The following is a 22,793-nucleotide window of genomic DNA, read 5'->3' as shown; positions in this document are numbered from 1 at the left end:
AAAATTGGTGAATGAATGAACTGATTATATTAGGGAATTTTGAATTGTTCCAGTTTCAAAATTCCCCGATCCGCCGTTACGCCTCAACAACCTCATTTTCCAGTTTCTGCCGCTTACGCAGACCGGGGAACCAGGTCATCCACAATCCGACGACAATCAATGTACCGATGCCACCAATAGCAGCCGCAGGGACTGCGCCCACCCAGGCAGCCAGCAGGCCGGATTCAAATTCGCCGAGCTGGTTCGACGTATTGATGAAGATAGAGTTCACCGCGCTGACGCGTCCGCGCATATCGTCGGGTGTGTCGAGTTGTACCAGTGCGCCGCGAATAACCATGCTGATCATATCGAATCCGCCGAGCGCAAACAGGGCCAGCATTGACAACCATAGCGAGGTGGAGAATGCGAACACCAGCGTCGCCGCGCCGAAGCCCGCTACGGCGGCAAACATTGTCATGCCGACGTTACGTTTCAGCGCGCGCTGGCTCAGCCAGAAACCGACAATTAACCCGCCGACTGCCGGAGCACCGCGTAATAACCCCAGTCCCCACGGGCCGGTATGCAGAATGTCGTGGGCGAAAATCGGCAGCAGGGCGGTGGCGCCGCCGAGCAGAACCGCGAACAGATCGAGAGAGATGACACCCAGCACATCCGGACGGGCGCGGATAAAACTGATCCCGGCGAACAGGGTTTTAAAAGTCGCCGGAACACGGCGCGGTGGTGCCTGTTCATAACGCAGACGGCTGACCATCACAATCGATAGCAAATAGAGGCAGGCACACACCGAGTAAGCGACGCCAGCGCCGGCGACATACATAAAGCCGCCGAGCGCAGGACCCATCATAGACGCGGCCTGACCTGAAACGCTGTTGGCGGCCATCGCCCGTGCCAGTAAATGCGGCGGCACCAGCGCTGGCAGCATCGACTGTAACGACGGCGCTTCCATGGCCTTTGCGGTCGAAATGATAAAAATCAGGGCGAGGATAATGATTTCATTAACGTGGTGAGTCAGCGACAGATATGCCAGCGCGGCAATTGCCACCCATTCAGCAATTTGTCCGAGCAATACCACGCGGCGGCGGTCAAACTGATCCGCCACGTGTCCGGCGACCAGCGCCAGCGCGACAGAGGGAAAAAACTGCACCAGCCCGATCAGCCCCAGATCAAATGCCCTTCCGGTGATCGAGTAAATTTGCCAGCTCACCACAATGGAAAGCATCTGAAAACCAAAACTGGACGCCGCGCGGGCTATCCAGAACGCCACAAACGAACGGTGCTGTAACAGTGAATCCGGATTACCGGAAGAAGATGACATGACAAATCCCTGAAAAATGAAAGATGCCGTGTCTGCTGGTCGCATGCGACAAGTTAGCCCGGCAATTATTGTGGATACAAATAATTAACAAACAATCTTACCGGCCGTTTTACCATAAAAAATTCAACAAATCTGCATATCACATTGCGAAGAAAGTGTGCAGTTCGCGTGCAAGCGCCTCAGGTTGCTCTTCGGGAATAAAATGCCCGCTGTTGGCGATAATAATTCCGGTCACATTTTCTGCGAAAGCACGCAGTGGCACAGCCATATCCGGTATCGACCCCTGATCGGCACTCACTGCCAGCAACGGCATTTGCAATTTTCCCTGACGGTTCAGCTCACGGTTTTGCTCAGCGGAAACCGTGACCGAACGGTAATATGCCAGTCCGGCGCGCAGGCCACCGCTTTTGAGGAAAACGCGCAAATATTCGCTGATATCTTCCTCACTAAAGGCATCCGGTGCCGCTGTTTTTCTGCGTAAAAACCAGTCGAGATAGAGCCGTTCGTTGCCGGTAATCAATGCTTCAGGCAGGTCGGGCAGGGTGTGAAACGCAAAATGCCAGGTTTTCCATGATTTATCCGGCGTGACCGGCAACGTATCCGGCAAAGTAATACCGGGGATCCCGGCATCGAGCAGCGCCAGCCGTTTCACTTCATCCCGGTAAAGCGCCGAATAGGGATAAGCCACCCAGGCACCAACATCATGCGCGACCAGAAAATAGCTTTTATGTCCGAGAGACTGCATCAGTCCGTGGGTTTTCTGCGCCAGACTCTGTGTGTCGTAACCGGTTTCTGGTCGGTCGGAATCCCCCTGACCGGGCAAATCAGGTGCTACCAGCCAGAAAGTTTCCTTCAGCGCATGCATAACGCGACGCCATGCAAACCAGCTCTGCGGGAAACCGGCCAGCAACAGTAAAACCTCCCCTTCAGGATTTCCGCCACACACGTAATGCATTCGTACACCGTCAACGCTGGCGTAATGGTGATGAAATCCGGCAAGCGTGGCCTCCGGCGAACTGAATGGCGCAGTGGTAACGGCAACAGAGGGCATAATCTGAGTCATGGTATTTCTCCTTTACTGAGATGGATTAGGAAATGATTATTTCCTAATTGGTAAAAAATTTTTAATCGAGGATTTTGAGGGCAAGTTCCAGCGTGGGGTCCCCGTCAGGATTGTTTTCAACTTTGCCGGCGACACGCATTCCCAGCACGATGTAGAGCATTAGCATAGATGCAGCGTCGGGATCGAGTGTCGCTGAGACCGAACCATCGTGCTGCCCCTGTTCGATCAGCGATGTCAGAAACGCTTTATTACGGGTAATTGCCTGGCGAACCAGCGTGGCAACCTCATTATCGAAGGTCAGTAACTCAACCGTACCTGCGACGACCAGACATCCCCGGCGGCCTTCAATTTCATGCGAGGATTTGAGGTAAAAACGCAGCACTTCGGCGATGCGCTCGCGCCCGGTCGTAAGGCCTTCAATCTGCTGGCGCAGCTGTGCATTGCGCAGCGAGGTGTAGCGCTCAAATACGTTGAGAAACAGAGTGCGTTTATCGGTGAAAGCCTTGTAGATGCTGCCCGCTGTCAGGTTCATCGCCTGGCTCAGGTCGCTGACTGATGCGGCATGAAAGCCTTTTTCACGAAACACAGTCATGGCGTTATCCAGCGCCAGATCGGTGTCGAACTCCCGCGGACGTCCGCGTTCTCTGGAAGGGAAAGGTTGCATAGAAGGCTGCCATCATTAGGAAACGTTTATTCTCTAATGATGGCATTGAGCTGCAATGACGGCAAGCCGTTTTTCAACGACCGCCTGAACTGACGGGGTGAAAAGTTACCAGCGTAACTTACGACCGGAATATTCCACGAAATGATGGCCGCCTTTACCGGACGAGGCTTCGAACTGATCGACAATACCTGTGGCGCTTTCTTCTATGGTCAGGGTGGCATTTTCACCGCCCATATCGGTTTGTACCCAGCCCGGATGGACGGAAAGCAGTGTTACTTCCTGTTTTTCGGTCTGTTCCTGCAAACCACGGGTCAGCATATTCAGTGCGGCCTTACTGGCAGAATAAAGCGGATAGGTTGCCACTTCGTTTTCATTGAGGCTGGAAAGCTCAGACGTCATCAGCGCCAGCACGCCAGTGCGGTGATTTAGCAGCGGCAACAATTCGGCGGCGCAACGGACAGGGGAGATGGCGTTAGTCAAAAACAGCTGAAGGATTTCTTCATCGCTGGCCTGATGAATATCCTGATGATCCGGACCAAACACGCCTGCATTCACAAAAATCAGATCAAAATGGTTTGCGGTGAGCGCGTCTTTTACTGCCTGGCGTGCCTCGGATTTATTGATGTCCAGTTTTACCCATTCAACCGAAGCGGGGCTTTTTTCGGGTACGGCATCACGAGTGGTAGCCGTTACCTGCCAGCCGCGTTTTGTGAGTACGTCCACCACACCCAAACCGATACCGCGCGATGCGCCGATGATCAATGCTTTCTTGGAGTCAGTCATATTCATCCTTTAGTAATCAATGTGTTAACATCAGTTAGTTGTTTTCATTAAATGGGTAAATCTGAATCGTATTAATGGCAGTATGAGCCCGCAACGTTTCAGCAACAATGGGCTGGAGTCTGATTTTCCACATGGGCAGAGCCTCGGATGACGGACGGGCGCTTTTATGCATGCGCTAGTGCATGAGGCGGTAAGTCTTTACTTTAGAGACGATTCAGGCATTGATGTTGTTTCCAACAGACTGGCAAAGGTGAATAAAAGCATGATCGCCATAAAATGGTTTAGTCTCGGGTTTGTCCTCGTTTTACTGCTGTCTTTCGGATACAGCTACGCAAAGGCCTCGCAAACCCGTGAAGAACCCGCAGGGCAAAGCTGGTCTACGGCGCGACGGGATTCCGCCGGAATTGCACCGGATCCGGCAAAACTCAAAAGTACTGCTATCGTGCAGATTTATGCCGCACCGACCTATGGCTGGCGCGGGCTGGTCGCCGTGCATCCGTGGATTATTTTCAAGCGGGAAGGAGAGACCGAGTTTACCCGTTATGACGTTATCAGTTGGGGCAGCACCAATGTGGTTCGCCGCAATTACGCCATTGCGGATGGCTACTGGTTTGGCTCGCAGCCACGTTTGCTGGTGGATCACCGCGGCGTGCAGGCGCAGATGATGATCCCAAAAATTGAAGCCGCCATTAAAAGCTACCCGTATCCGCACACTTATCACGCCTGGCCGGGGCCAAACAGCAATACGTTTATGGCGCATATTGGCCGTGAAGTACCGGAGCTTGAACTGGATATGCCGTCTAACGCGATTGGTAAGGATTATCGCGGAATTACCCATCCGATTGGGTTGCCGCCTTCGGGGCGCGGTGTTCAGGTGTCATTGCTCGGCGTTCTTGGCGTCACGCTGGGCGTAGAAGAAGGTCTGGAAGTTAACGTGCTGGGGCTGAACCTGGGTGTCGATGTGAAAAACCCGGCGCTGCGTTTACCGTTTGTCGGGCGGGTCGGATTTGATAATCCGGGGAAAGCAGAACTTTAGTCAGAGATTTTACCGGCATATCCATAAAAAAGGCCCGCCATTTCTGGCAGGCCTTTTGTCTTTCAGAAGGCGCTTATTTCACGCACTTCGCGCAGGTGCTTGCATGGATTTGCTGGAAGAAATCGTTACCTTTGTCATCCACCAGAATGAACGCCGGGAAGTCTTCGACTTCGATTTTCCAGATGGCTTCCATACCCAGTTCAGGATATTCAACACATTCGAGGCTCTTAATACTTTGCTGAGCCAGAACGGCTGCCGGGCCGCCGATGCTGCCGAGATAGAAACCGCCGTGTTTGTGGCATGCGTCGGTGACTTGCTGGCTGCGGTTACCTTTTGCCAGCATGATCATGCTGCCGCCGTTGGATTGCAGAAGATCCACGTAGGAATCCATGCGTCCTGCGGTGGTCGGACCGAGAGAACCGGAAGCGTAACCTTCAGGGGTTTTCGCCGGGCCTGCGTAGTAAATCGGATGATCTTTGATGTACTGCGGCAAGCCTTCACCGTTATCCAGACGCTCTTTCAGTTTGGCGTGCGCAATGTCACGACCGACGATGATCGTACCGCTCAGGGAAAGGCGGGTAGACACCGGATATTCAGAAAGCTGAGCGAGGATTTCTTTCATCGGACGGTTAAGGTCAACCTTCACTACACCGGCCTCGCCTTGCTGACGCAGGGCTTCAGGAATGTATTTACCTGGGTTGTCTTCCAGTTTTTCGATCCAGATACCGTCACGGTTGATTTTGGCTTTGATGTTACGGTCTGCGGAGCAGGAAACGCCCATGCCGACCGGACAAGATGCGCCGTGACGTGGCAGACGCACTACGCGGATATCGTGAGCAAAGTATTTGCCGCCGAACTGCGCGCCCAGGCCAAGATTGTTGGCTTCAACCAGCAGTTCCTGTTCCAGATTGACATCGCGGAATGCCTGACCGTGTTCGTTACCTTCCGTTGGCAGACCGTCGTAGTAATGGGTGGAGGCCAGTTTCACCGTTTTCAGCGTCGCTTCAGCGGAAGTTCCGCCAATCACGAAGGCGATATGGTACGGCGGGCAGGCTGCGGTGCCCAGCGTGCGCATTTTCTCAACCAGATAATCTTTCAGCTTAGCTGGCGTGATCAGCGCTTTGGTTTCCTGATACAGGTAGGTTTTGTTGGCAGAACCGCCGCCTTTGGCGATGCACAGGAATTTGTATTCGTCGCCATCGACGCTGTAGAGATCGATTTGCGCAGGCAGGTTGGTGCCGGTGTTCACTTCTTTGTACATATCCAGCGCGGCGTTCTGGGAATAGCGCAGGTTATCTTCAATGAAGGTGTTGTACACGCCCTGAGACAGGCTGGCTTCGTCGCCGCCGCCGGTCCAGACACGCTGGCCTTTTTTACCCATGATGATGGCGGTGCCGGTGTCCTGACAGGTCGGCAGAATACCTTTGGCCGCGATTTCAGAGTTACGCAGGAACTGCAGCGCGACATATTTGTCGTTTTCGCTCGATTCCGGATCATGAAGAATGGAGGCCACTTGTTGCTGATGCGCAGGGCGCAGCATGAAAGAAGCATCATGGAACGCCTGCTGGGCCAGAAGGGTCAGCGCCTGCGGTTCCACTTTTAATACTTCTTCGCCATCGAAGGTGCTGACAGAGACGTGATCTTTGGTCAGCAGGTAGTATTCGGTGTCATCTTCAGAAACGGGGAAGGGATTTTGATAATAGAACGGTTTGTTCGACATTGTTTTCTCACTTTTTCCGTTTTTGCCGCCACGGATTGGAATGTTGATTCGGTATAGCAGAGGTGTTCGGGGCGACATTTATATTCGTTCTGTATGTTGCCAGCCAAGTACACAGGCTGGCAACGGGGTTTATATGTTTTCTTTCAGTAAATGCTCTGTTAAAGCTTTGTGGGTGATTTTATCGCCACAATCAGAACATCATCACCATCCACGGATAACCGATCACCAGTAAAGCAATCAGGAAGATGGCACCAAAGATCGTCCCGAGACGCCAGTAATCTTTGGTTGGCAGATAACCGCTGCCGTAGTAAATCGGGCTTGGACCCGTACCGTATGGCGTGATGATCCCCATAACACCCAGAGACGTCACCATCAGCAGACAGAATACCTGCATATTAATACCCGGAATGGCGGCACCAATAGTCAGCATAGCCGGTAACAGCGCAGTGGTGTGCGCCGTGGTGCTGGCGAAAAGGTAATGCAGCAGGTAGAACGCCAGAAGCAGTGCAATCGTCGCCGCACCCGGTGAGATACCTCCCATAAGCGCTGCGCCTTCTTTACCCAGCCAGGCGATGAAACCGGTGCGGGACAAGCCGTCAGCCAGCGCCACCAGTGTGGCGAACCAGGCAAAGGTGTTCCAGGCCGGTTTGTTGCTGGTGATGTCGTTCCAGTTCAGAACACCGGTCCACAGCATCAGCACCACGACCAGCAGTGCGGCCATTGCCGGTTCAATGAAGCTTGCAGCGAAAATCCACATCGCCAGCGCACAGCACACGAATACCAGCAGCAGGATTTCATGACGGGACATTTTGCCCAGTTTCGCCAGCTCAGCAGTCGCCCAGCGCGGCACTTCGTCATTGATTTTCACTTCCGGCGGGTAGAACCAGTATGCCAGCAGCGGCATGGTCAGCAGCAGCAGCAGACCGACCGGCAGGAAGGCGATAAACCAGGTGCCCCACGAAATGTTAATACCCGTTACGCTGTTCACGATACCCAGTGCCAGCAGGTTTGGTGCCAGTGCGGACAGGAACATGGAGCTGGTGATACACGCCGCGGTAATGGCCACCCACATCAGGTACGAACCGATTTTACGTGCGCTCGGGTCATTAGGTTTTGAACCGTACAACGGCGGCAGGTTGGCAATGATCGGGTAGATTGTGCCGCCGCTGCGCGCGGTGTTGGAAGGCGTAAACGGTGCCAGCAACAGGTCAGCGAAGGTGATGGCGTAACCGAGCGTCAGGCTGCGGCGACCGAGATATTTCACCAGGATCAGCGCCAGACGGCGACCAAACTGGGTTTTATCGTAGCCGGCGGCAAACATGAATGCCCCGAAGATTAACCAGACCGTGGAGTTACCAAAACCACTGACCGCCCATTTGAAGGACTGGGCTGCGGTTTTGAATTTAGGATCCGCCAGTTCCGCCGGGCTGAACAACAACCACTGGCTGAACAGGGCGATGACCACCACACCGGTGAGGCCGATAACGGCTCCCGGCAATGGCTCGAAAATCAGACCAACAATGACACCCACGAAGATAGCGAAGAAATGCCATGCATAAGGTTCAAGCCCGGCAGGCACCGGAACCAGCAGCAACAGCACCGACACCAGCACGGGAAGTATCATAAAGATCCAGCGATTTTTTTTGCCGGGTTCGGCTTTTTTCGCTGGCTCTTTCACCGCAGTTTTTGTTATTTCGCTCATAATATTTATCTTAGGTAGTTAGGAATATTGTGATGATGCATAGGTAAGATGTTGTCTGGTTTTTTTAGTTACTTAATATTTTCTTTAGTTATTCAATAGTGGCATGTTCATTGCCTCATTATTGTTATTTTTGTTTGCTAACCCTTATTCCCCGTAAGAGGGAGGAAATGTTTATATAATGCGATTTCCCTATTTTTAACTGTTGATCTTGATCAAGAAAATACGGGGCTAAATTGTTTTTTAAATCGAATAAAACAAAAGAACACGCTTTATCTGATTAATTATGGCGAGACAGGAGATCGACATCTCCTGCGGTGAGCGTTCGGGAAGGAGATCAGCAAAAACGGAGTAGGCCAAATGAGAGCCATTCACAGTCCGGGACAACATCTGCAGATTGCCTTCAGGCGATCCTGCGCCACTTGCCAGCGGCTGAACTTCATGATCTGCCGTAGGTGAGAGGCGGCAGGATGTAATAATATTCTCATCAGTTAAATACAATTCCGCCCGTAGTTTACAGTAATGTGATTATTTAATTTATTAGTTAACATATTTTTAATATAACAGGTATTAAGTTAATAGATAAATAGTTAATTAACTAATGTAAGAGGTTTAGAAAGTAAAAATAAAACTATATTAATAAACATGATTCCGGCCATGAAATAATACAACGAATAATAAATAAACATTTCATCACGCTTCACAAAAATAGCGCGCCGGTGACGAATTCAGATTTAAAACCTTAAAGTTTGGAGTCACTATTATGAGCAACAACGATCTGCTATTGAGCCCGTTTACTTTACCGAATGGCACTGTGCTAAAAAACCGCATTCTGATGGCGCCAATGACCACCTGCACCGGTTTTTACGACGGCACTGTCACCAGCGAACTGGTCGAATATTACCGTGCCCGCGCCGGTAGCATCGGTACGGTGATTGTTGAATGCTGCTTTGTTGATGACAGAGGGCTGGCTTTCCCGGGTGCTATCGGTATCGACAACGACGCCAAAATAGACGGACTGGCGAAAATCGCTGCCGCAGTGAAATCTCAGGGTTCAAAAGCCGTTTTGCAGATTTATCACGGCGGACGCATGAGTGAGCCAAAACTGATTGGCGGCCAGCAGCCTGTCGCACCCAGTGCGCTGGCAGCTCCACGTGAAGGCGCAGCCACACCCGTCGCGCTGACCGCAGAAGAAGTTGATGGCATGATCGCCAAATTCGGTGAAGGTGTGCGTCGTGCCATTGAAGCCGGTTTCGACGGCGTCGAAATCCACGGTGCCAATACTTATCTTATCCAGCAATTCTTCTCTCCGAACTCCAACCAGCGTGACGACAAATGGGGCGGCAGCCGTGAAAATCGCGCCCGTTTCCCGCTGGCGGTGCTGGACATTACTCATGAGATGGCGAAGAAATATGCCGACGACTCTTTCATTATTGGTTATCGATTCTCGCCCGAAGAACTGGAAGAACCGGGTATCCGTTTTGCCGACACCATGTACCTGCTGGAACAACTGGCGGCGCGCGGTCTGGATTACCTGCATTTTTCCCTCGGTTACTCGCTGCGTCCTTCCATTGTTGATACCACGGATCCGACGCCGCTGATCGACAAATATGTCGCAATGCGTTCAGACACACTGGCAAAAATTCCGGTGATGGGCGTGGGCGGCATCGTCAATAAATCTGACGCCGATATAGCGCTGGAACACGGCTACGACATGATTGCCATCGGTAAAGCCTGTATCGCCTATCCGGACTGGACTGACCGTATCGCTGCCGATCAGAAACTCGATCTGTTCATCGACAGCACCCAACGCGAGGCGCTGACCATCCCTGAGCCGCTGTGGCGTTTCTCGCTGGTGGACGCGATGATCCGCGACATGAGCATGACGTCGAAGAAATTCAAAGCCGGTGTGTTCCAGGAAAAAGTACAGGATCCTGCGCATGAACTGGCGATCAATGTCAGCCTGGAAACCGACCGCATTGCCGATATCGCGCTGGAAGCAGGTGCGGATCTGGATGTGGAATTCACCACCAGTTTTGAAATCATCCGTACCCGTATTCTGGACGCCAACAGCCCGCACGTTGATGCGGTGACTGGCGCGACCGAACAGAGCGAAGCGGTGAAAAAAGCGGTATCCAAAGCGATCGCTAAATCCTGCAAAGCGCAGTTGCTCGAAGAGGGCGGCAGCCTGAATGAGCCACAAAACTACGACGTTGTGGTGGTAGGCAGCGGCGGTGCAGGTCTGGCGGCGGCAATTCAGGCATGTGACGAAGGGGCGAAAGTCCTGATTGTTGAGAAAATGTCGACTATCGGCGGTAATACCATTAAAGCATCGGTCGGTATGAATGCCGCAGAAACCCGCTTCCAGCGTCTGAAAGGCATCGAAGACAGCAAAGAGCTGTTCTATCAGGAAACCCTGAAAGGCGGCCAGTTCAAGAACAATACTGTGTTGCTGAAAGAGTTCATCGAACGTGCGCCGCAGGCCGTGGAATGGCTGGCCGAGCACAATATTGAACTGAGCGACATCACCATTACCGGCGGAATGAGCATCGACCGTACGCACCGTCCGGCGGATCGCAGCGCAGTCGGCGGCTTCCTGATCAGCGGTCTGGTGAAGAATCTCAACAAACGCAATATCGACGTCATGCTCGACACTTCCGTCACTGAAATCCGTTATGCCGATGGCGCAGTGCAGGGCGTGAATCTGCTCAATGATGAAAACGAAGTGCTGGTGATTAACGCGAAAAGCGTCATTGTCGCTACCGGTGGTTTCAGCGCCAACCGCGATATGGTTGTGAAATACCGCCCAGAGCTGGACGGTTTCGTCACCACCAACCACAAAGGCGCGACCGGCAGCGGTATCGCAATTTTGCAGAATATTGGTGCCGGTACTGTCGATATGGGTGAAATCCAGATCCACCCGACTGTGGAACAGACCACGTCTTATCTGATTTCTGAAGCCATTCGTGGCGGCGGGGCAATTCTGGTCAGTCAGGCGGGCAAACGCTTCTTCAACGAGATGGAAACCCGCGACAAAGTGTCCGCGAACATTATCGCGTTGCCGGAGAAATTCGCTTATGTGGTGTTCGACGAACAGGTGCGCCTGAACAACAAAGCGGCTGACGAATACATTGCCAAAGGATTTGTGATCAGCGGCAATTCGCCACGCGAACTGGCGGCGAAACTGGAGATGGACTCAGACGCCTTCCTCGCTACGCTGGAAAGTTATAACGTAGCCGTTGATAAGCAGGATGACGCAGAGTTTGGTCGCCGCACCGCGCTGCGCCACCCAATTAATCAGGGGCCATTCTACGCAATCCGTATCGCGCCTGGCGTGCATCACACCATGGGCGGCGTCACCATCAACACCGAAACCTGCGTGCTGGATGCACAGCAACAGGTGATCGGCGGCGCATTTGCGGCGGGTGAAGTGGTCGGCGGCATTCACGGCGGTAACCGTATCGGCGGTAACGCCGTTGCAGATATCATTATCTTCGGTATCCTTGCAGGACAAAACGCCGCGAAATTCGCGATGCGGTAACCGTTATCACGTAAGGTAATACAATGACGCCAGACGATCGTGTTTATGCTTATTCCGCTGTTTTGATGGGTTCGCCCATTCTTCTCAAGCTGTTTGAACATAACGAGAGTCTGGCGTCTGGCGTTTTCAGGCTGATTAAACATCAGGAAAACACTTTCACGGTGAATCGCCCGCATTCCGATATTATGGCGATTAACCATGCCGCAGGACGTGACCCTGTCACTGTCAGCGCGCCGGTCTTTGATTTGATCCGCCGCGCCAAAGCCATCAGTTGCCTGCCCGACAGCAGTTTCAATTTCACTATCGGCCCGCTGGTTAAGCGCTGGAAAATCGGCTTCAGCGGTCACACCATTCCGGCAGCACAAGATTTACAAGCGCTGCTGCTGCTGACGGATCCAGAAGACGTGATCCTCGATGAATCAGCCCGTTCAGTGTTTCTGCAACAGGCTGGCATGGAGATTGATCTGGGCGCTATTGCCAAGGGTTACATCGCCGATGTCGTGCGTGATTATCTGCGCGAACAGCAGGTTGAGAAGGCGTTAATCAATCTGGGCGGTAACGTTCAGACACTCGGTGCGGGGGCAGAAGGGGCGTGGGCGATTGGCCTGAAAAAACCGTTTTCTTCGCCGGATGCGCTGATTGGGGTGATTAACGTCATCGGTAAATCGGTGGTGACTTCCGGTATTTACGAGCGGTATTTCGAGCTGGATGGTCACTGTTATCACCACATTCTCGATCCGAAAACCGGCTATCCGCTGGATAACGAACTGCTCAGCGTTACCATTATTTCTGAAGATTCTATTGACGGCGATATCTGGACAACGTTGCTGTACGGGATGGGGGTGGAGAAAAGTCTGGCGTATCTTGAGCAGATCCCGCACATCGAGGCGGTATTTGTTACCCGTGACGGGCAAATTATTTTGTCATCGCAGCGGCAGTTTACCTTTACACCGCTGGATGACAGCTACCGGATCACGACTTACTGACAATACTGTTTTAACAGCGAATAGTGATCGGCCTGTAAACGGTAGCGGTAAACCGGGCGGCCGGTGACACCGTAATGAATGCTGGTGAACAGAATGTTCATCTGCGCAAGCCAGATCAGGTATTTACGGCACGACACCCGCGAAATATTGACCGAGCTGGCCAGTTCATCCGTGGAGAATTCCATGGTCGGATGGGCATCAATCCACTGACACAACGTGCGTAATGTCTGGGGCGTTAAGCCTTTCGGCAGCTTTTTGGTGTCCGCTGCGGCCGGGTTACTCCCGTGGATCAACCGGTCAACGTCGGACTGCTCATAATACTGCTGATTATCCATCAGCGTTTTTTTCTGCTGCCAGCCGGTCAGCGCTTCCTCAAAACGGGAGAACTGGAACGGCTTGATCAGATAATCCACCACGCCATAATTGAGCGACTTTTTGATGGTTTCTGCATCGGCGGCAGAAGAAATCACAATCACGTCGATCGGCCGGCGGGCATTGCGCAGTTCAGGCAGTAAATCCAGCCCGTTGTCCTGCTGCATATACACGTCGAGCAAAATCAGATCGATAGACAGCTCTGAATTCAGAACCAAATCTTTCGCCTGTTGCAGCGTGGATGCCGTACCGCAGCACGTAAAGCCTTCTATCTGGCCAACATAACAGCGGTTCAGCTCTGCTACCATGGCGTCGTCATCAACTATCAGCACATTGATCAAGAACTTGTCCTCTCCGCATCCCAGGGAAGTTGTACAAAAAATTGGGTGTAAACGTCGGGCTCAGATTCGACATTAATCGAACCCCCCAGGCTTTCGACCTGCTGCTTGGCCAGGAACAGGCCCATACCGCGCTGGTCACCTTTCGACGACACCCCTTTTTCAAAAATGGTTTCAATATTTTCCGGCTGAATACCCGGCCCATCGTCACTCACGATGCAGGCCAGCTGCCCGTTCTGATAGTGAAGCAGCACGCTGACTTCACCGTCAGGCTCTTCACCAAGCGCATCGAGCGCATTTTCAATCAGATTACCCAGCACGGTGATCAGCGCGGCCACCTGATCTTCATTATTGTTGTCCGGCAACAGGCTGTCATCGCTGAGCGTCAGCAGATGCCGGGTATCAGACGCGCGGTTAATCTTGCTCAACAGAAAACCGGCAATCACCGGCGACTTGATTTTCAGCAGCAGGGATCCGATTTCTGCCTGATAATTATTGGCCGTTTTGAGGATGTAATCCTCAAGCTGCGTGTAACTTTTCATGTGCAGCAATCCGAGGATCACGTGCAGTTTGTTCATAAACTCATGCGAACGTTCACGCAGCGAATCTGCATAGTTTACCATGCCGCTCAGGCGCTGCATTAACTGGCTGACCTCGGTTTTATCCCTGAAAGTACAGATAGCGCCGATAATCACGCCGTTGTTGCGCACCGGCACCGTGTTGCTGAGCAGTAAACGGCCTTTGAAATTGATTTCTTCGTCGCGGCGCGGAACACCGGTATTCACCACATCCCGCAGATTGGCGATCAACGGCAGAGTGCTTTCGTCCGGTGTCACGTCTTTAGCCGTTTCCTGAAATATCTGCCGGGCAGTCTGGTTGATCAGCGTGACATGCGCCTGGTCATCCACTGCGATCACGCCTTCTTTGATCGACTGCAACATCGCCTGACGCTGTTCAAACAGCGTCGAAATTTCATAAGGTTCCAGCCCGAACAAAATGCGTTTGAGCATTCGCACCAGACAGTACGTGCCGAGCGCGCCCACAATCATGCCGAACAGCACCGTCCACAAAATACTCCAGCGGCTCTTGTTGATTTGCTCAGTGACTTTGACCAGCGAAATCCCGATGGCGACCACGCCGATTTGCCTGTGATTAGCATCGTAAACCGGCGTGAAAACCCGCAGGGCTTCGTCCAGCGTGCCTTTATTGATCGAGACGTTTTCTTTGCCGAGCAGTGCCGGATTGATGTCATCGCCAATAAAATGATGACTGATCACATCAGCATTCGGATGCGAATAGCGGATGCCGTCCATATTGGTGACCACGATAAACAGCAGGTCATTGCGTTTTTGTACTGAGCTGGCAATCGGCTGAATGATATTGCTGTCAGGCGGCAGAAGCAGGGCGCGTTTGGTTTCCGGTAAATCCGCCATGGTGCGGGCCACGGCAAGCGCTTTATCTTTCACGCCGTCGCGGGTGGTATCGCTGACCTGCACAAAATAAAGCATATGCACAACCAGCAACACGGAAGCAATCACCGCGCTGACCATCAGAATGACAGATGTGCTGAGTTTCATGGGGTGCTTGCGCACGGGATGGCGTTGCTGCGAGTCGCTCATGGGAGCCCCGGAGAGAAAAGAGCCAAATGCTCATTGATGATTTTGACAGTTCGCGTTGTTCGTCCGGCGGTCTGGCGTTGAACACTGCGTGAACCATCCCTGTTCACGCATAATGATATGACTATTTGTCTGATATTTCCGCTATTTAATACTTTCAAAAGTGGGATGCACGGGGAATCTTCATCAGAACCAGATCTCAGTTTGCACCCCGAAGTTCCAGTTTCCGCCTGCGGTGAAGCCTGCACTGCCAAAATCATCGTTCACCGCATAACGATCCAATTCTTTATCCCAGTTCATGTAGGTGACAAAGAAACGAATTTCAGGTCGCGCTTTGATATCGAACACGTCGCCGACCTTGAATGTCGGAGCAAAGGTCAGTTTGTAGAAATCTCCTTTTACAGCCTGATATGCGTCAATATCTCCGTCATTGTTGTAGGTTCTGCCGTTAGGATTGAGATCCATATATTGCCACGAGGCTTCGTAAAGCAGCGCGAAGTTCTGGGTGATGGCCTGGGAGGCACGAAGGTTGAATGTGGCCCAGTCATAACGGTCGCCACTGCGGTAGCGATCTTCACTGTGTTGTGCAATTACCGACGGCGCGATTTCCCAGTTTTTCGACACCGGCAGAATGCCGTACGACGCGAACCTGACTGACATGGCATCACGGGTCAGATCTCCATCGCTGCCCGGTTGCCGTGCTTCTGCCCCAAGACCGTTACCGAACTGCAATGCGCTTTCTGAGCTGCCCGGCAATACGCCATAGAACCGCTCTTTATCATGATAAGCCAGCATCGCGTAATACCCATGTTGCGCGGTGTTGTCACTACGCAGCGCATAGCTGCCGGTGGTGGAGGTGTTGTCTTTCAGCTCATCGTTACCCTGCGCCGCCATGCCGGTCAGCATCAGTTGCCAGTTATCAAAGAAACTGTTGGCGGTAAGCATGACGTTTTGCACATCGTTGTCGTTATAGCGGTCACTGCCAAGATCGCCAAAATTACGGGCATAAAGGGAGAAATCGTTTTTGAAGTGCGGTGTCCATTGCACGTCATTAATCCCGCCACCGGTGCCACCAAGGAACATGATGTCGCTGTCGGTGAAGTGGATATCAAAATTATCCCGGTCGAACCTTTTGCCGGCCCAGAGAGTGGCGTTTTTGACTGGCCCGCTGAAACTGGGTAAATCCGTCATTTCGACATAAAGCTGACGCACATTCAGATGATGACTGTCGTTATCCTGAACCCACGGATCGGGATTGTTTGCCCCGTCGGCCAACATGGTTTTAAACCGTGCTTTCGAGCCGTCATCAAACTGAAGATGTTTGATAAAACTCAGTTCAACGTAATTATCTTTTTCATTACCCAGACGCCCGACATGGGCATCGCCGCCAATAGAGCTGGCCGGAGAGACTCCCGGTCCACCGCGGGCACCCCGTCCGTTACTGTTGATTAACATGCCCGACCGCGCGTAACCTGAGAACTCAAATCCATTGTCTGCGGGGCGGGTCCTGGCAGAGGCCAGCGCGGTATCGTCGATTTTTTTACCCGTTTCCGCAGTTTGTGCCTCAACGGCTGACGTGCGGTTTTCCAGTTGTTGCACCCGGTTTTCCGCCATCCTGGCACGGGCATCGGCATCACGGGTTTGCTGTTCAGCCTGTGTGGCGCGTAACTTCGCCTGTCTGGCATCATTTTCAGCCTGATTTAATCGTTGCTCCAGCAAAGCCAGACGCTGTTCTATCGTTAACGTATTTCCGGCTGCGAAACTGATTGCCGGCGATACCATGCCGATAAAAAGACATGACATTCCTGCGTAAATTGTCGTTAAACGCATAGCGAACCTTTATTGTTATTTGAGGTTATTGTTGAAAGGGCAGTTTATTTTTATTTTAAAGGTTATTAACTGTTTGTGGTGCTTCCTTTTGTCCGGAATTATTGTCGTTTTCAGTTTTTCTTTTATCCAGTTCGGATTTAATTTTCTCGTAATTATCATCGAGCCGGTAATAACACCCTATCCAGAACATTGAGCAGAGAATAAGGGCAGCAGGGATATACAGATAACAGGCTTTGATGGCCAAAAGTGCCTGCGGGTTTTGCGCATGGTTCGCGACATAGCCGCCCGCAGAGAGCAGGATGCCGCTGATTGCGCCTGCGCCAGCCATAGCTACTTTACCCAGGAATCCATTAATGGAGGTCAATATGCCTGCGGTGTTAATACCGGTTTTCCATTCGCCATAATCGACAGGATCAGCCTGCATTGAAAAATAGATCGCCGTGCGTTGACCCGCACCAATTGATAATATTGTTGCCCCTGCAAGTAAGCCTGTAATGGCGCTGCCGGAAAATATCATAACTATCATGCCGGCTAAGTTAATCGCGCAGGATAATAAATAAACGTGCCGCTTTTTCATTCTCGCTGCCATAAAGGGCACGGTTAATGTGCCTAATAAAGGAACAAAGGTTGAAATGCCTGCAGCAACAGCAGTGATATTTGGATCACCGACATAATAATTAAAGAAATAGACCAGCGCGCCGGTCTGGAAAAAGAAAGCGCCCCACATCAGGAAAATATTAACGGCAAAAACAAACCACGGACGGTTATGTCGCAGACTGGTCCACGCCCGGCTAAGGGTCATTCTTTCGTTTTGCACGTTGATGCTTTCTTTGACGTTGGCAAAGCTCAGAAGCAGGAAAAAGATGGCAATCCCGCCGAAGATCATCGCGGTATACAGGAAGCCGGACTGTTGATTGCCATTGCCGAGCGAATGAACCAGCGGCAGGGTGGCGACGGCCACAATGGTTGAGCCAAGCGATCCCATGACAATACGCACCGCTGAAAGTGTGGTGCGTTCTCTCGAATCATTGGTGATAAAAGGCAGCATGGCGCAGAAGGGGATATTCACCAGCGTGTAAAGGAATGAGAGGCACAGATAGGTCAGGAATGCATACCAGAGTTTACCTGTCAGACCGAAATCCGGGACATAAAATGCCATCACGCATAACAAACCAAAGGGCACTGCGCCAATCAGCAGATAAGGACGGCAGCGTCCCCAGCGGGTATAAGTGTTGTCGATCACCAGTCCCATCAGGACATCGGCCACACCATCCACCAGCCGGGTGACTAAAAACATCAGTCCGGCGTAGTAGGCGGGCAATCCCATAATGTCGGTATAGAAGAACATCAGATAGAGCGAGATCATTTGCCAGACGAGGTTACAGGACAAATCTGCGATCCCATATCCCAGGCGTTGCCGCCACAGGGAAAATGTTGTGTTTTGCATGGTTTATTCTCTTCAGGGTGGAGGTTATTGTTATTTTTTAAAACGTTATAACCCGTATTTGCGAATGAAATAAGCGGGGGTACAGCTCCATGCATGACAGTAACTGTTAATCAGTTTGCTGCCATACGGGGAAAAGTCAGGGCGTTTCGGGTCATATAATTCCCAGAACGTATCCGCACCGGCCTGAACCATGCCGCCCCAATATTTTTTTATTTCCTGCACTGCGCGGCTTGTCTGCCCTACGCTTATCAGTGCATCGATGAAATGGTGCATCATGTAGGGTGTATTCATGCCGGTTTCCGGTGGTGTGGTCAGCAGATTCGCCATGACGCGGGCACGAAACTCCTCTTCCCCCACACCCGCCAGCACCAGCCAGACCTGAGAGGCACAGGAGATTTGCGCCTGAGCGCCGCTAACAAAAAAGCCTTTTTCTTCGTCCCACAGTTCATTTCTGGCCGCCGCTTCCAGACGGCCGATTTGCTGATCCAACCAGGCGACACGGGGATGATCACATCGCTGCGCCAGTTCCCACCCTTTTTTAAGGCAGTAAATCAGCACGCCCTGTGCAGGCGCTTGTTTATTCAGTGATTCATGCCAGTCGATAAATGCCCACCAGTCTTCGCTGTCGTGCAGAATGCCATTTTCGCCGACACGTTCAAGAGCGAGTTCCATCTGCCGTACTGCAGTTGGCCAGAGATCATTCTGGGTCGTCAGGTCGTCCGTGGCCGCTATGTAATCGGCGAGCGTTGCGACAAAAAAGAGGGCGTAATCAAGCAAAAAAGTATCGTCTGCGATGATCTCGGGTTTCATAAACAAGTTCGATGAAACCATGCCATCTTCACGGGTCACCCCTGCGAACAAATACAGGCAGCGCCTGACCAGATCGTTCTGGCCGTAGGTCTGGTAATTGACCAGCGCCTGCAACCGTAAATCACCCAGCCATAACCTGCGGTCACGTTTCGGGCCGTCTTCAAACACCTCCTGCATACAATTACGTAAGGTAAGTACGCTGACCTGATCGATCTGCCCCAGCAGGGCATCCTGATGGCTCAGATTTTCAAGTGCGGAGGGATCTGCTGACGTCACCGTCGTGAGATAAATGTCGCTAAGGCGAAGCGAAAATTTAGCAGAGGTCGATATCACTTTAATTTTGACATAGCGGCAGCAATAGCGGCGGGGCAAACGGACATGCGCGGGCAACACATCCAGATAGAGATCTTCCTGTTGCAGCCAGCTGCTGCTAAGCCAGCCTTCATAGTCACTGAAGGGTTCGGCGATTTCCGCAGGTGTTTCACCAAAAATGAATTGCAGATGTGCCGGGGCGTCAGGCGGGCTTCCGGCGGCCTCACAGCGCAGGCTGAAGTAACCGACGCAATGTGTTCCGAAATCGACAACGATTTCTTCCCCCGGACCGAATTCCCTGTTTGCCAGTCCGGCCGGCGTACCGCAGGAATCGGTGCGCCAGCCGTGGATCTGCGAGGCATCGGGCACAGCGTTTACCAGACTTAACGCCGGACAGCGATGCTGTTGCAACGCAGGTACGAGGCTGGCTGCGGTAGAAAGAAAGTGGGTGTTGCGCTGAAAAATCACATCGCTGTTTTTTTGAATTCCCTGGGACATGCCTGATTCCTGATCGATATTGTGGTGGCAATCAGTGTGCACCGTGCGGGATCGGCCAGCTATTCTGAGATTGCCAGGCAGAGGGCAGGAATGGCAGCCAGAGTGGGGTAGTTAAGGTAATGATCACAAATTCCGAAAACAGATTCGCCGCCCTGAAGGCAATAATTTATGTTGGCTGCCTGCCTGGATATGTGAACGAAAAGAGATAACGTGCCCTATGGAGAAGCTCAGAGTTGAAGCCTATTTTCCGTCTGCTGATGAGAAACTTTCGGTCTATTCCAGTGACCCGGAAGATAATAACAGTGAGCATTGTCATGATTTCAACGAACTGGTGATTGTGGATAGCGGGCACGGCCTGCACGTGATCAATGGCAAACCTGTTTTTATTCAGGAAGGGGACGTTTTTTTTGTCAGGGACAATGACTACCATTTCTATGATGAGCTGGGCACGCTGAAACTGATTAATGTGCTTATCAACCCGCAAACTCAGTTCAATTATCTGACCAATACGGAAAGTTTATTGTCCCGCTTTTCAGCCAGCGAAGGCAGCCATTACGGCTGGCTGTTGCCTGACGTCAAAAATCATTGTCGCGGTCTTGTCGGTCAAATGTTTGCCCATAACCGGGAACAGGATCCTCAGGCGTTACAACAGGAGGGCCTTTTTTTTCAACTGATCATGAATCTGGTGAATCAGCAGGAAACCGGGGATCGCAATCATACCCAATATAAACTGCACCGTATGCTAGGTTACCTTCAGGAACACTGTTTCACCGAGATTAACTGGACAGATGTGGCGGATGAATTTTTGCTGACCCAACGTACGCTGTTCCGCCGCATTAAGGAAACTACGGGCATGACGCCGGAAAATTACCTGAAAAGATTACGACTGGTTTCTGCAAGGGTGAAAATTAAAAATACCGAAACGTCCATTACGGATATCGCTTTTATGTGCGGGTTCTCCAACAGTAATCATTTCACCACATCCTATAAGCAGGTCTTTGGCCTGACGCCTTCGCAGGAAAGAAAAAAGGCCTGAATCTCTTCAGGCCCTTATCTTTGCAATTCGCAGAGTCCTTTACTCGCGGATCACTGGAAATAAATATCACCGTTTTCGGCTTTCAGGATTTTGCCGTCGGTGTCGGTGATCAGCGCGTAGCTGCCGCCAATATAAGTCCAGTGACTGCCCGCATCCGGTGCAGGTAAATGACGTTCCTGCCAGCCGACGATTTCGTAAGGCTTGGTGCGGTACAGTGCCGGAACCTGGTCGCCAATCGCGTAGAGTCTGGAATCATCATAGAACGATTTGATTTCATGCGAGTTTGACGCGGCAAACGCCGTATTCGCCAGAGGTAACAATGAAGAAACAACCAAGGCAGATAACAAAACAATTTTAGAATGACGCATAGATTATCCCGTTTAAAACCATCAACTTAATGCGTGCTTCGGTGATATGCTGCCAGTCCGTTGTATGAGTCATAAAGCCAAAGCCTGTGCTTTTTCTGTAGGACAGGATAATAACGAGAAAGTGTCCGGATGACGGGGCATTTTTTTGTGTCGAAATGCAAATGATTTCAGAACTGTCCGTTAGTGCAAACGCCCGTCGAAATTTCTTCTAGCCTTATAGTTCATTCATTTTTCAAAATAAGGAATGTTGATGAGCAATCAAAAAACGATTCCCGACTCACTCAATGCGCCACATGCAGACGCTTTCCCGACACCGCCGTTCGAACGCCAGAAACAACCGTTTCCCGGACTCGCCAGCAAAATGAAGCCGGTTCCCGATCACGGCGAGAAGACCTATAAAGGCAGCGGGCGGCTGAAAGGGCGTAAAGCGCTGATCACCGGCGGTGACTCCGGCATTGGCCGGGCGGTGGCGATTGCGTTTGCCAGAGAAGGGGCACAGGTGGCGATCAATTATCTGCCTGACGAGGAACCTGATGCGAAAGAAGTCGTTGAATTGCTTGCAGGTGAAGGGCTGAAAGTGGTGACGCTTCCCGGCGATATACGCGATGAAAAATTCTGTCAGCAACTGGTGAACGACGCTGCAGAAAAACTCGGCGGCCTGGATTTGCTGGTCAATAATGCCGGTCGCCAGCAGTTCTGCGATTCGATTAAAGATCTGACGACCGAAGCGTTTGATGCCACCTTTAAAACCAACGTTTATGCCATGTTCTGGATAACCAAAGCAGCGCTGAAATTTATTCCGCGTGGTGGTTCGATTATCAATACGTCCTCGGTTCAGGCATTCTTACCGAGCGATAATCTGCTCGATTATTCTCAGACCAAGGCGTCTATTGTGGCGTTCACTAAAGGTCTGGCCAAACAGCTGGCGCCTGAAGGCATCCGCGTGAACTCTGTCGCTCCGGGGCCGTACTGGACGGCGTTGCAGGTCTGCGGTGGTCAGCCTCAGGAAAAAGTCGAATCCTTTGGTGAGCAGGCTCCGCTGAAGCGTCCGGGACAACCGGCGGAAATCGCGGGAATGTATGTGACGCTGGCTTCGCAGGAAAGCAGCTATGCCTCTGGCCAGGTCTGGTGCTCAGACGGCGGCACCGGTACGTTGTAATTTTCATTGCTGCGTTTGCAGAAAATTCACCGGCGTCTGCCGGCGACGTGGTGGTCTGAGGGAAGCAATCAGCGGATTATTCCTATTTTTCATCACACAAGCAAACTCGCCTCGCGGACAATGTAAAGGAAGCTATGATTGATTCATCTGTACCACGCTACAGATAACCACTGCATTTAATCCTTGTGTCCGTCTGTAAT

The 22,793-nt window shown here is 51.8% G+C and carries 17 protein-coding genes; 5 read left to right on the top strand and 12 right to left on the bottom strand.

What is annotated here, in order from left to right; translation table 11 throughout:
- Positions 1–76 precede the first annotated feature (76 nt).
- The 4 genes from J1778_RS14750 to J1778_RS14735 all read right to left on the bottom strand — a co-directional run bounded on the left by J1778_RS14750 (position 77) and on the right by J1778_RS14735 (position 3,825).
- Complete coding sequence (locus tag J1778_RS14750; RefSeq protein WP_217173809.1) at positions 77–1,315, bottom strand: MFS transporter; 1,239 nt, start codon at positions 1,313–1,315, stop codon at positions 77–79.
- Between the two features lie 139 nt (positions 1,316–1,454).
- Positions 1,455–2,378, bottom strand: a complete 924-nt coding sequence (locus J1778_RS14745; RefSeq protein ID WP_217173808.1) for an alpha/beta fold hydrolase — start codon at positions 2,376–2,378, stop codon at positions 1,455–1,457.
- Positions 2,379–2,439: 61 nt separating this feature from the next.
- A complete protein-coding gene (locus J1778_RS14740) occupies positions 2,440–3,042 on the bottom strand; it encodes a TetR/AcrR family transcriptional regulator (protein ID WP_217173807.1) in 603 nt (200 codons plus the stop codon).
- Positions 3,043–3,147: 105 nt separating this feature from the next.
- Positions 3,148–3,825 carry an SDR family oxidoreductase gene (locus J1778_RS14735; RefSeq protein WP_217173806.1) on the bottom strand — a complete coding sequence of 226 codons (678 nt, stop codon included), beginning with the start codon at positions 3,823–3,825 and terminating at the stop codon, positions 3,148–3,150.
- A gap of 262 nt (positions 3,826–4,087) precedes the next feature.
- Here J1778_RS14735 and J1778_RS14730 point away from each other — a divergent pair, with 262 nt between their 5' ends.
- Complete coding sequence (locus J1778_RS14730; RefSeq protein WP_217173805.1) at positions 4,088–4,861, top strand: DUF3750 domain-containing protein; 774 nt, start codon at positions 4,088–4,090, stop codon at positions 4,859–4,861.
- Between the two features lie 73 nt (positions 4,862–4,934).
- Here the strand turns inward: J1778_RS14730 and fumA are convergent, their stop codons facing one another.
- Together fumA and J1778_RS14720 are read right to left on the bottom strand one after the other, a co-directional pair.
- A complete protein-coding gene (gene fumA, locus J1778_RS14725; protein WP_217173804.1) occupies positions 4,935–6,581 on the bottom strand; it encodes a class I fumarate hydratase FumA in 1,647 nt (548 codons plus the stop codon).
- A gap of 190 nt (positions 6,582–6,771) precedes the next feature.
- The gene (locus J1778_RS14720) at positions 6,772–8,283 is read right to left on the bottom strand and encodes an anion permease (protein WP_120163653.1); all 1,512 of its coding nucleotides are present in this window, start codon (positions 8,281–8,283) and stop codon (positions 6,772–6,774) included.
- Positions 8,284–9,043: 760 nt separating this feature from the next.
- On the opposite strand from J1778_RS14720, the gene J1778_RS14715 reads away from it, so the two are divergent.
- Both J1778_RS14715 and J1778_RS14710 read left to right on the top strand, forming a co-directional pair.
- Positions 9,044–11,821: a flavocytochrome c gene (locus J1778_RS14715; RefSeq protein ID WP_217173803.1), complete on the top strand. Its 2,778-nt coding sequence runs from the start codon at positions 9,044–9,046 to the stop codon at positions 11,819–11,821.
- Between the two features lie 23 nt (positions 11,822–11,844).
- On the top strand, positions 11,845–12,807 hold the full coding sequence (locus J1778_RS14710) for an FAD:protein FMN transferase (protein WP_217173802.1): 963 nt from the start codon (positions 11,845–11,847) through the stop codon (positions 12,805–12,807).
- On the opposite strand, the gene dcuR is transcribed toward J1778_RS14710, so the two are convergent.
- The 5 genes from dcuR to J1778_RS14685 form a co-directional block, all read right to left on the bottom strand.
- On the bottom strand, positions 12,801–13,520 hold the full coding sequence (gene dcuR, locus J1778_RS14705; RefSeq protein ID WP_112286620.1) for a two-component system response regulator DcuR: 720 nt from the start codon (positions 13,518–13,520) through the stop codon (positions 12,801–12,803). The genes J1778_RS14710 and dcuR overlap by 7 nt on opposite strands.
- Positions 13,517–15,136 carry a sensor histidine kinase gene (locus tag J1778_RS14700; RefSeq protein WP_217173801.1) on the bottom strand — a complete coding sequence of 540 codons (1,620 nt, stop codon included), beginning with the start codon at positions 15,134–15,136 and terminating at the stop codon, positions 13,517–13,519. Before J1778_RS14700 ends, dcuR begins: the two co-directional genes overlap by 4 nt.
- Positions 15,137–15,319: 183 nt before the next feature.
- On the bottom strand, positions 15,320–16,963 hold the full coding sequence (locus J1778_RS14695; RefSeq protein ID WP_217173800.1) for a carbohydrate porin: 1,644 nt from the start codon (positions 16,961–16,963) through the stop codon (positions 15,320–15,322).
- A 55-nt stretch (positions 16,964–17,018) separates the two neighbouring features.
- Positions 17,019–18,410 carry an MFS transporter gene (locus J1778_RS14690; protein WP_217173799.1) on the bottom strand — a complete coding sequence of 464 codons (1,392 nt, stop codon included), beginning with the start codon at positions 18,408–18,410 and terminating at the stop codon, positions 17,019–17,021.
- A gap of 45 nt (positions 18,411–18,455) precedes the next feature.
- Entirely contained in the window at positions 18,456–20,030 is a 1,575-nt protein-coding gene (locus tag J1778_RS14685) for an alpha-L-rhamnosidase-related protein (RefSeq protein WP_217173798.1), read from the bottom strand.
- A gap of 217 nt (positions 20,031–20,247) precedes the next feature.
- Here J1778_RS14685 and J1778_RS14680 point away from each other — a divergent pair, with 217 nt between their 5' ends.
- Positions 20,248–21,066, top strand: a complete 819-nt coding sequence (locus tag J1778_RS14680) for a helix-turn-helix domain-containing protein (protein WP_217173797.1) — start codon at positions 20,248–20,250, stop codon at positions 21,064–21,066.
- Between the two features lie 50 nt (positions 21,067–21,116).
- Here J1778_RS14680 and J1778_RS14675 read toward each other — a convergent pair whose 3' ends face one another.
- Positions 21,117–21,434 carry an RcnB family protein gene (locus J1778_RS14675; RefSeq protein ID WP_217173796.1) on the bottom strand — a complete coding sequence of 106 codons (318 nt, stop codon included), beginning with the start codon at positions 21,432–21,434 and terminating at the stop codon, positions 21,117–21,119.
- A 250-nt stretch (positions 21,435–21,684) separates the two neighbouring features.
- Between J1778_RS14675 and J1778_RS14670 the strand changes: the two genes are divergently transcribed.
- On the top strand, positions 21,685–22,593 hold the full coding sequence (locus J1778_RS14670; RefSeq protein ID WP_217173795.1) for an SDR family oxidoreductase: 909 nt from the start codon (positions 21,685–21,687) through the stop codon (positions 22,591–22,593).
- Positions 22,594–22,793 lie beyond the last annotated feature (200 nt).

The organism is Rahnella bonaserana, from assembly GCF_019049675.1.
Classification (GTDB): domain Bacteria; phylum Pseudomonadota; class Gammaproteobacteria; order Enterobacterales; family Enterobacteriaceae; genus Rahnella; species Rahnella bonaserana.
Note: the sequence above shows the minus strand (reverse complement) of the source record. Positions and strands in the feature narration are given on the sequence as shown.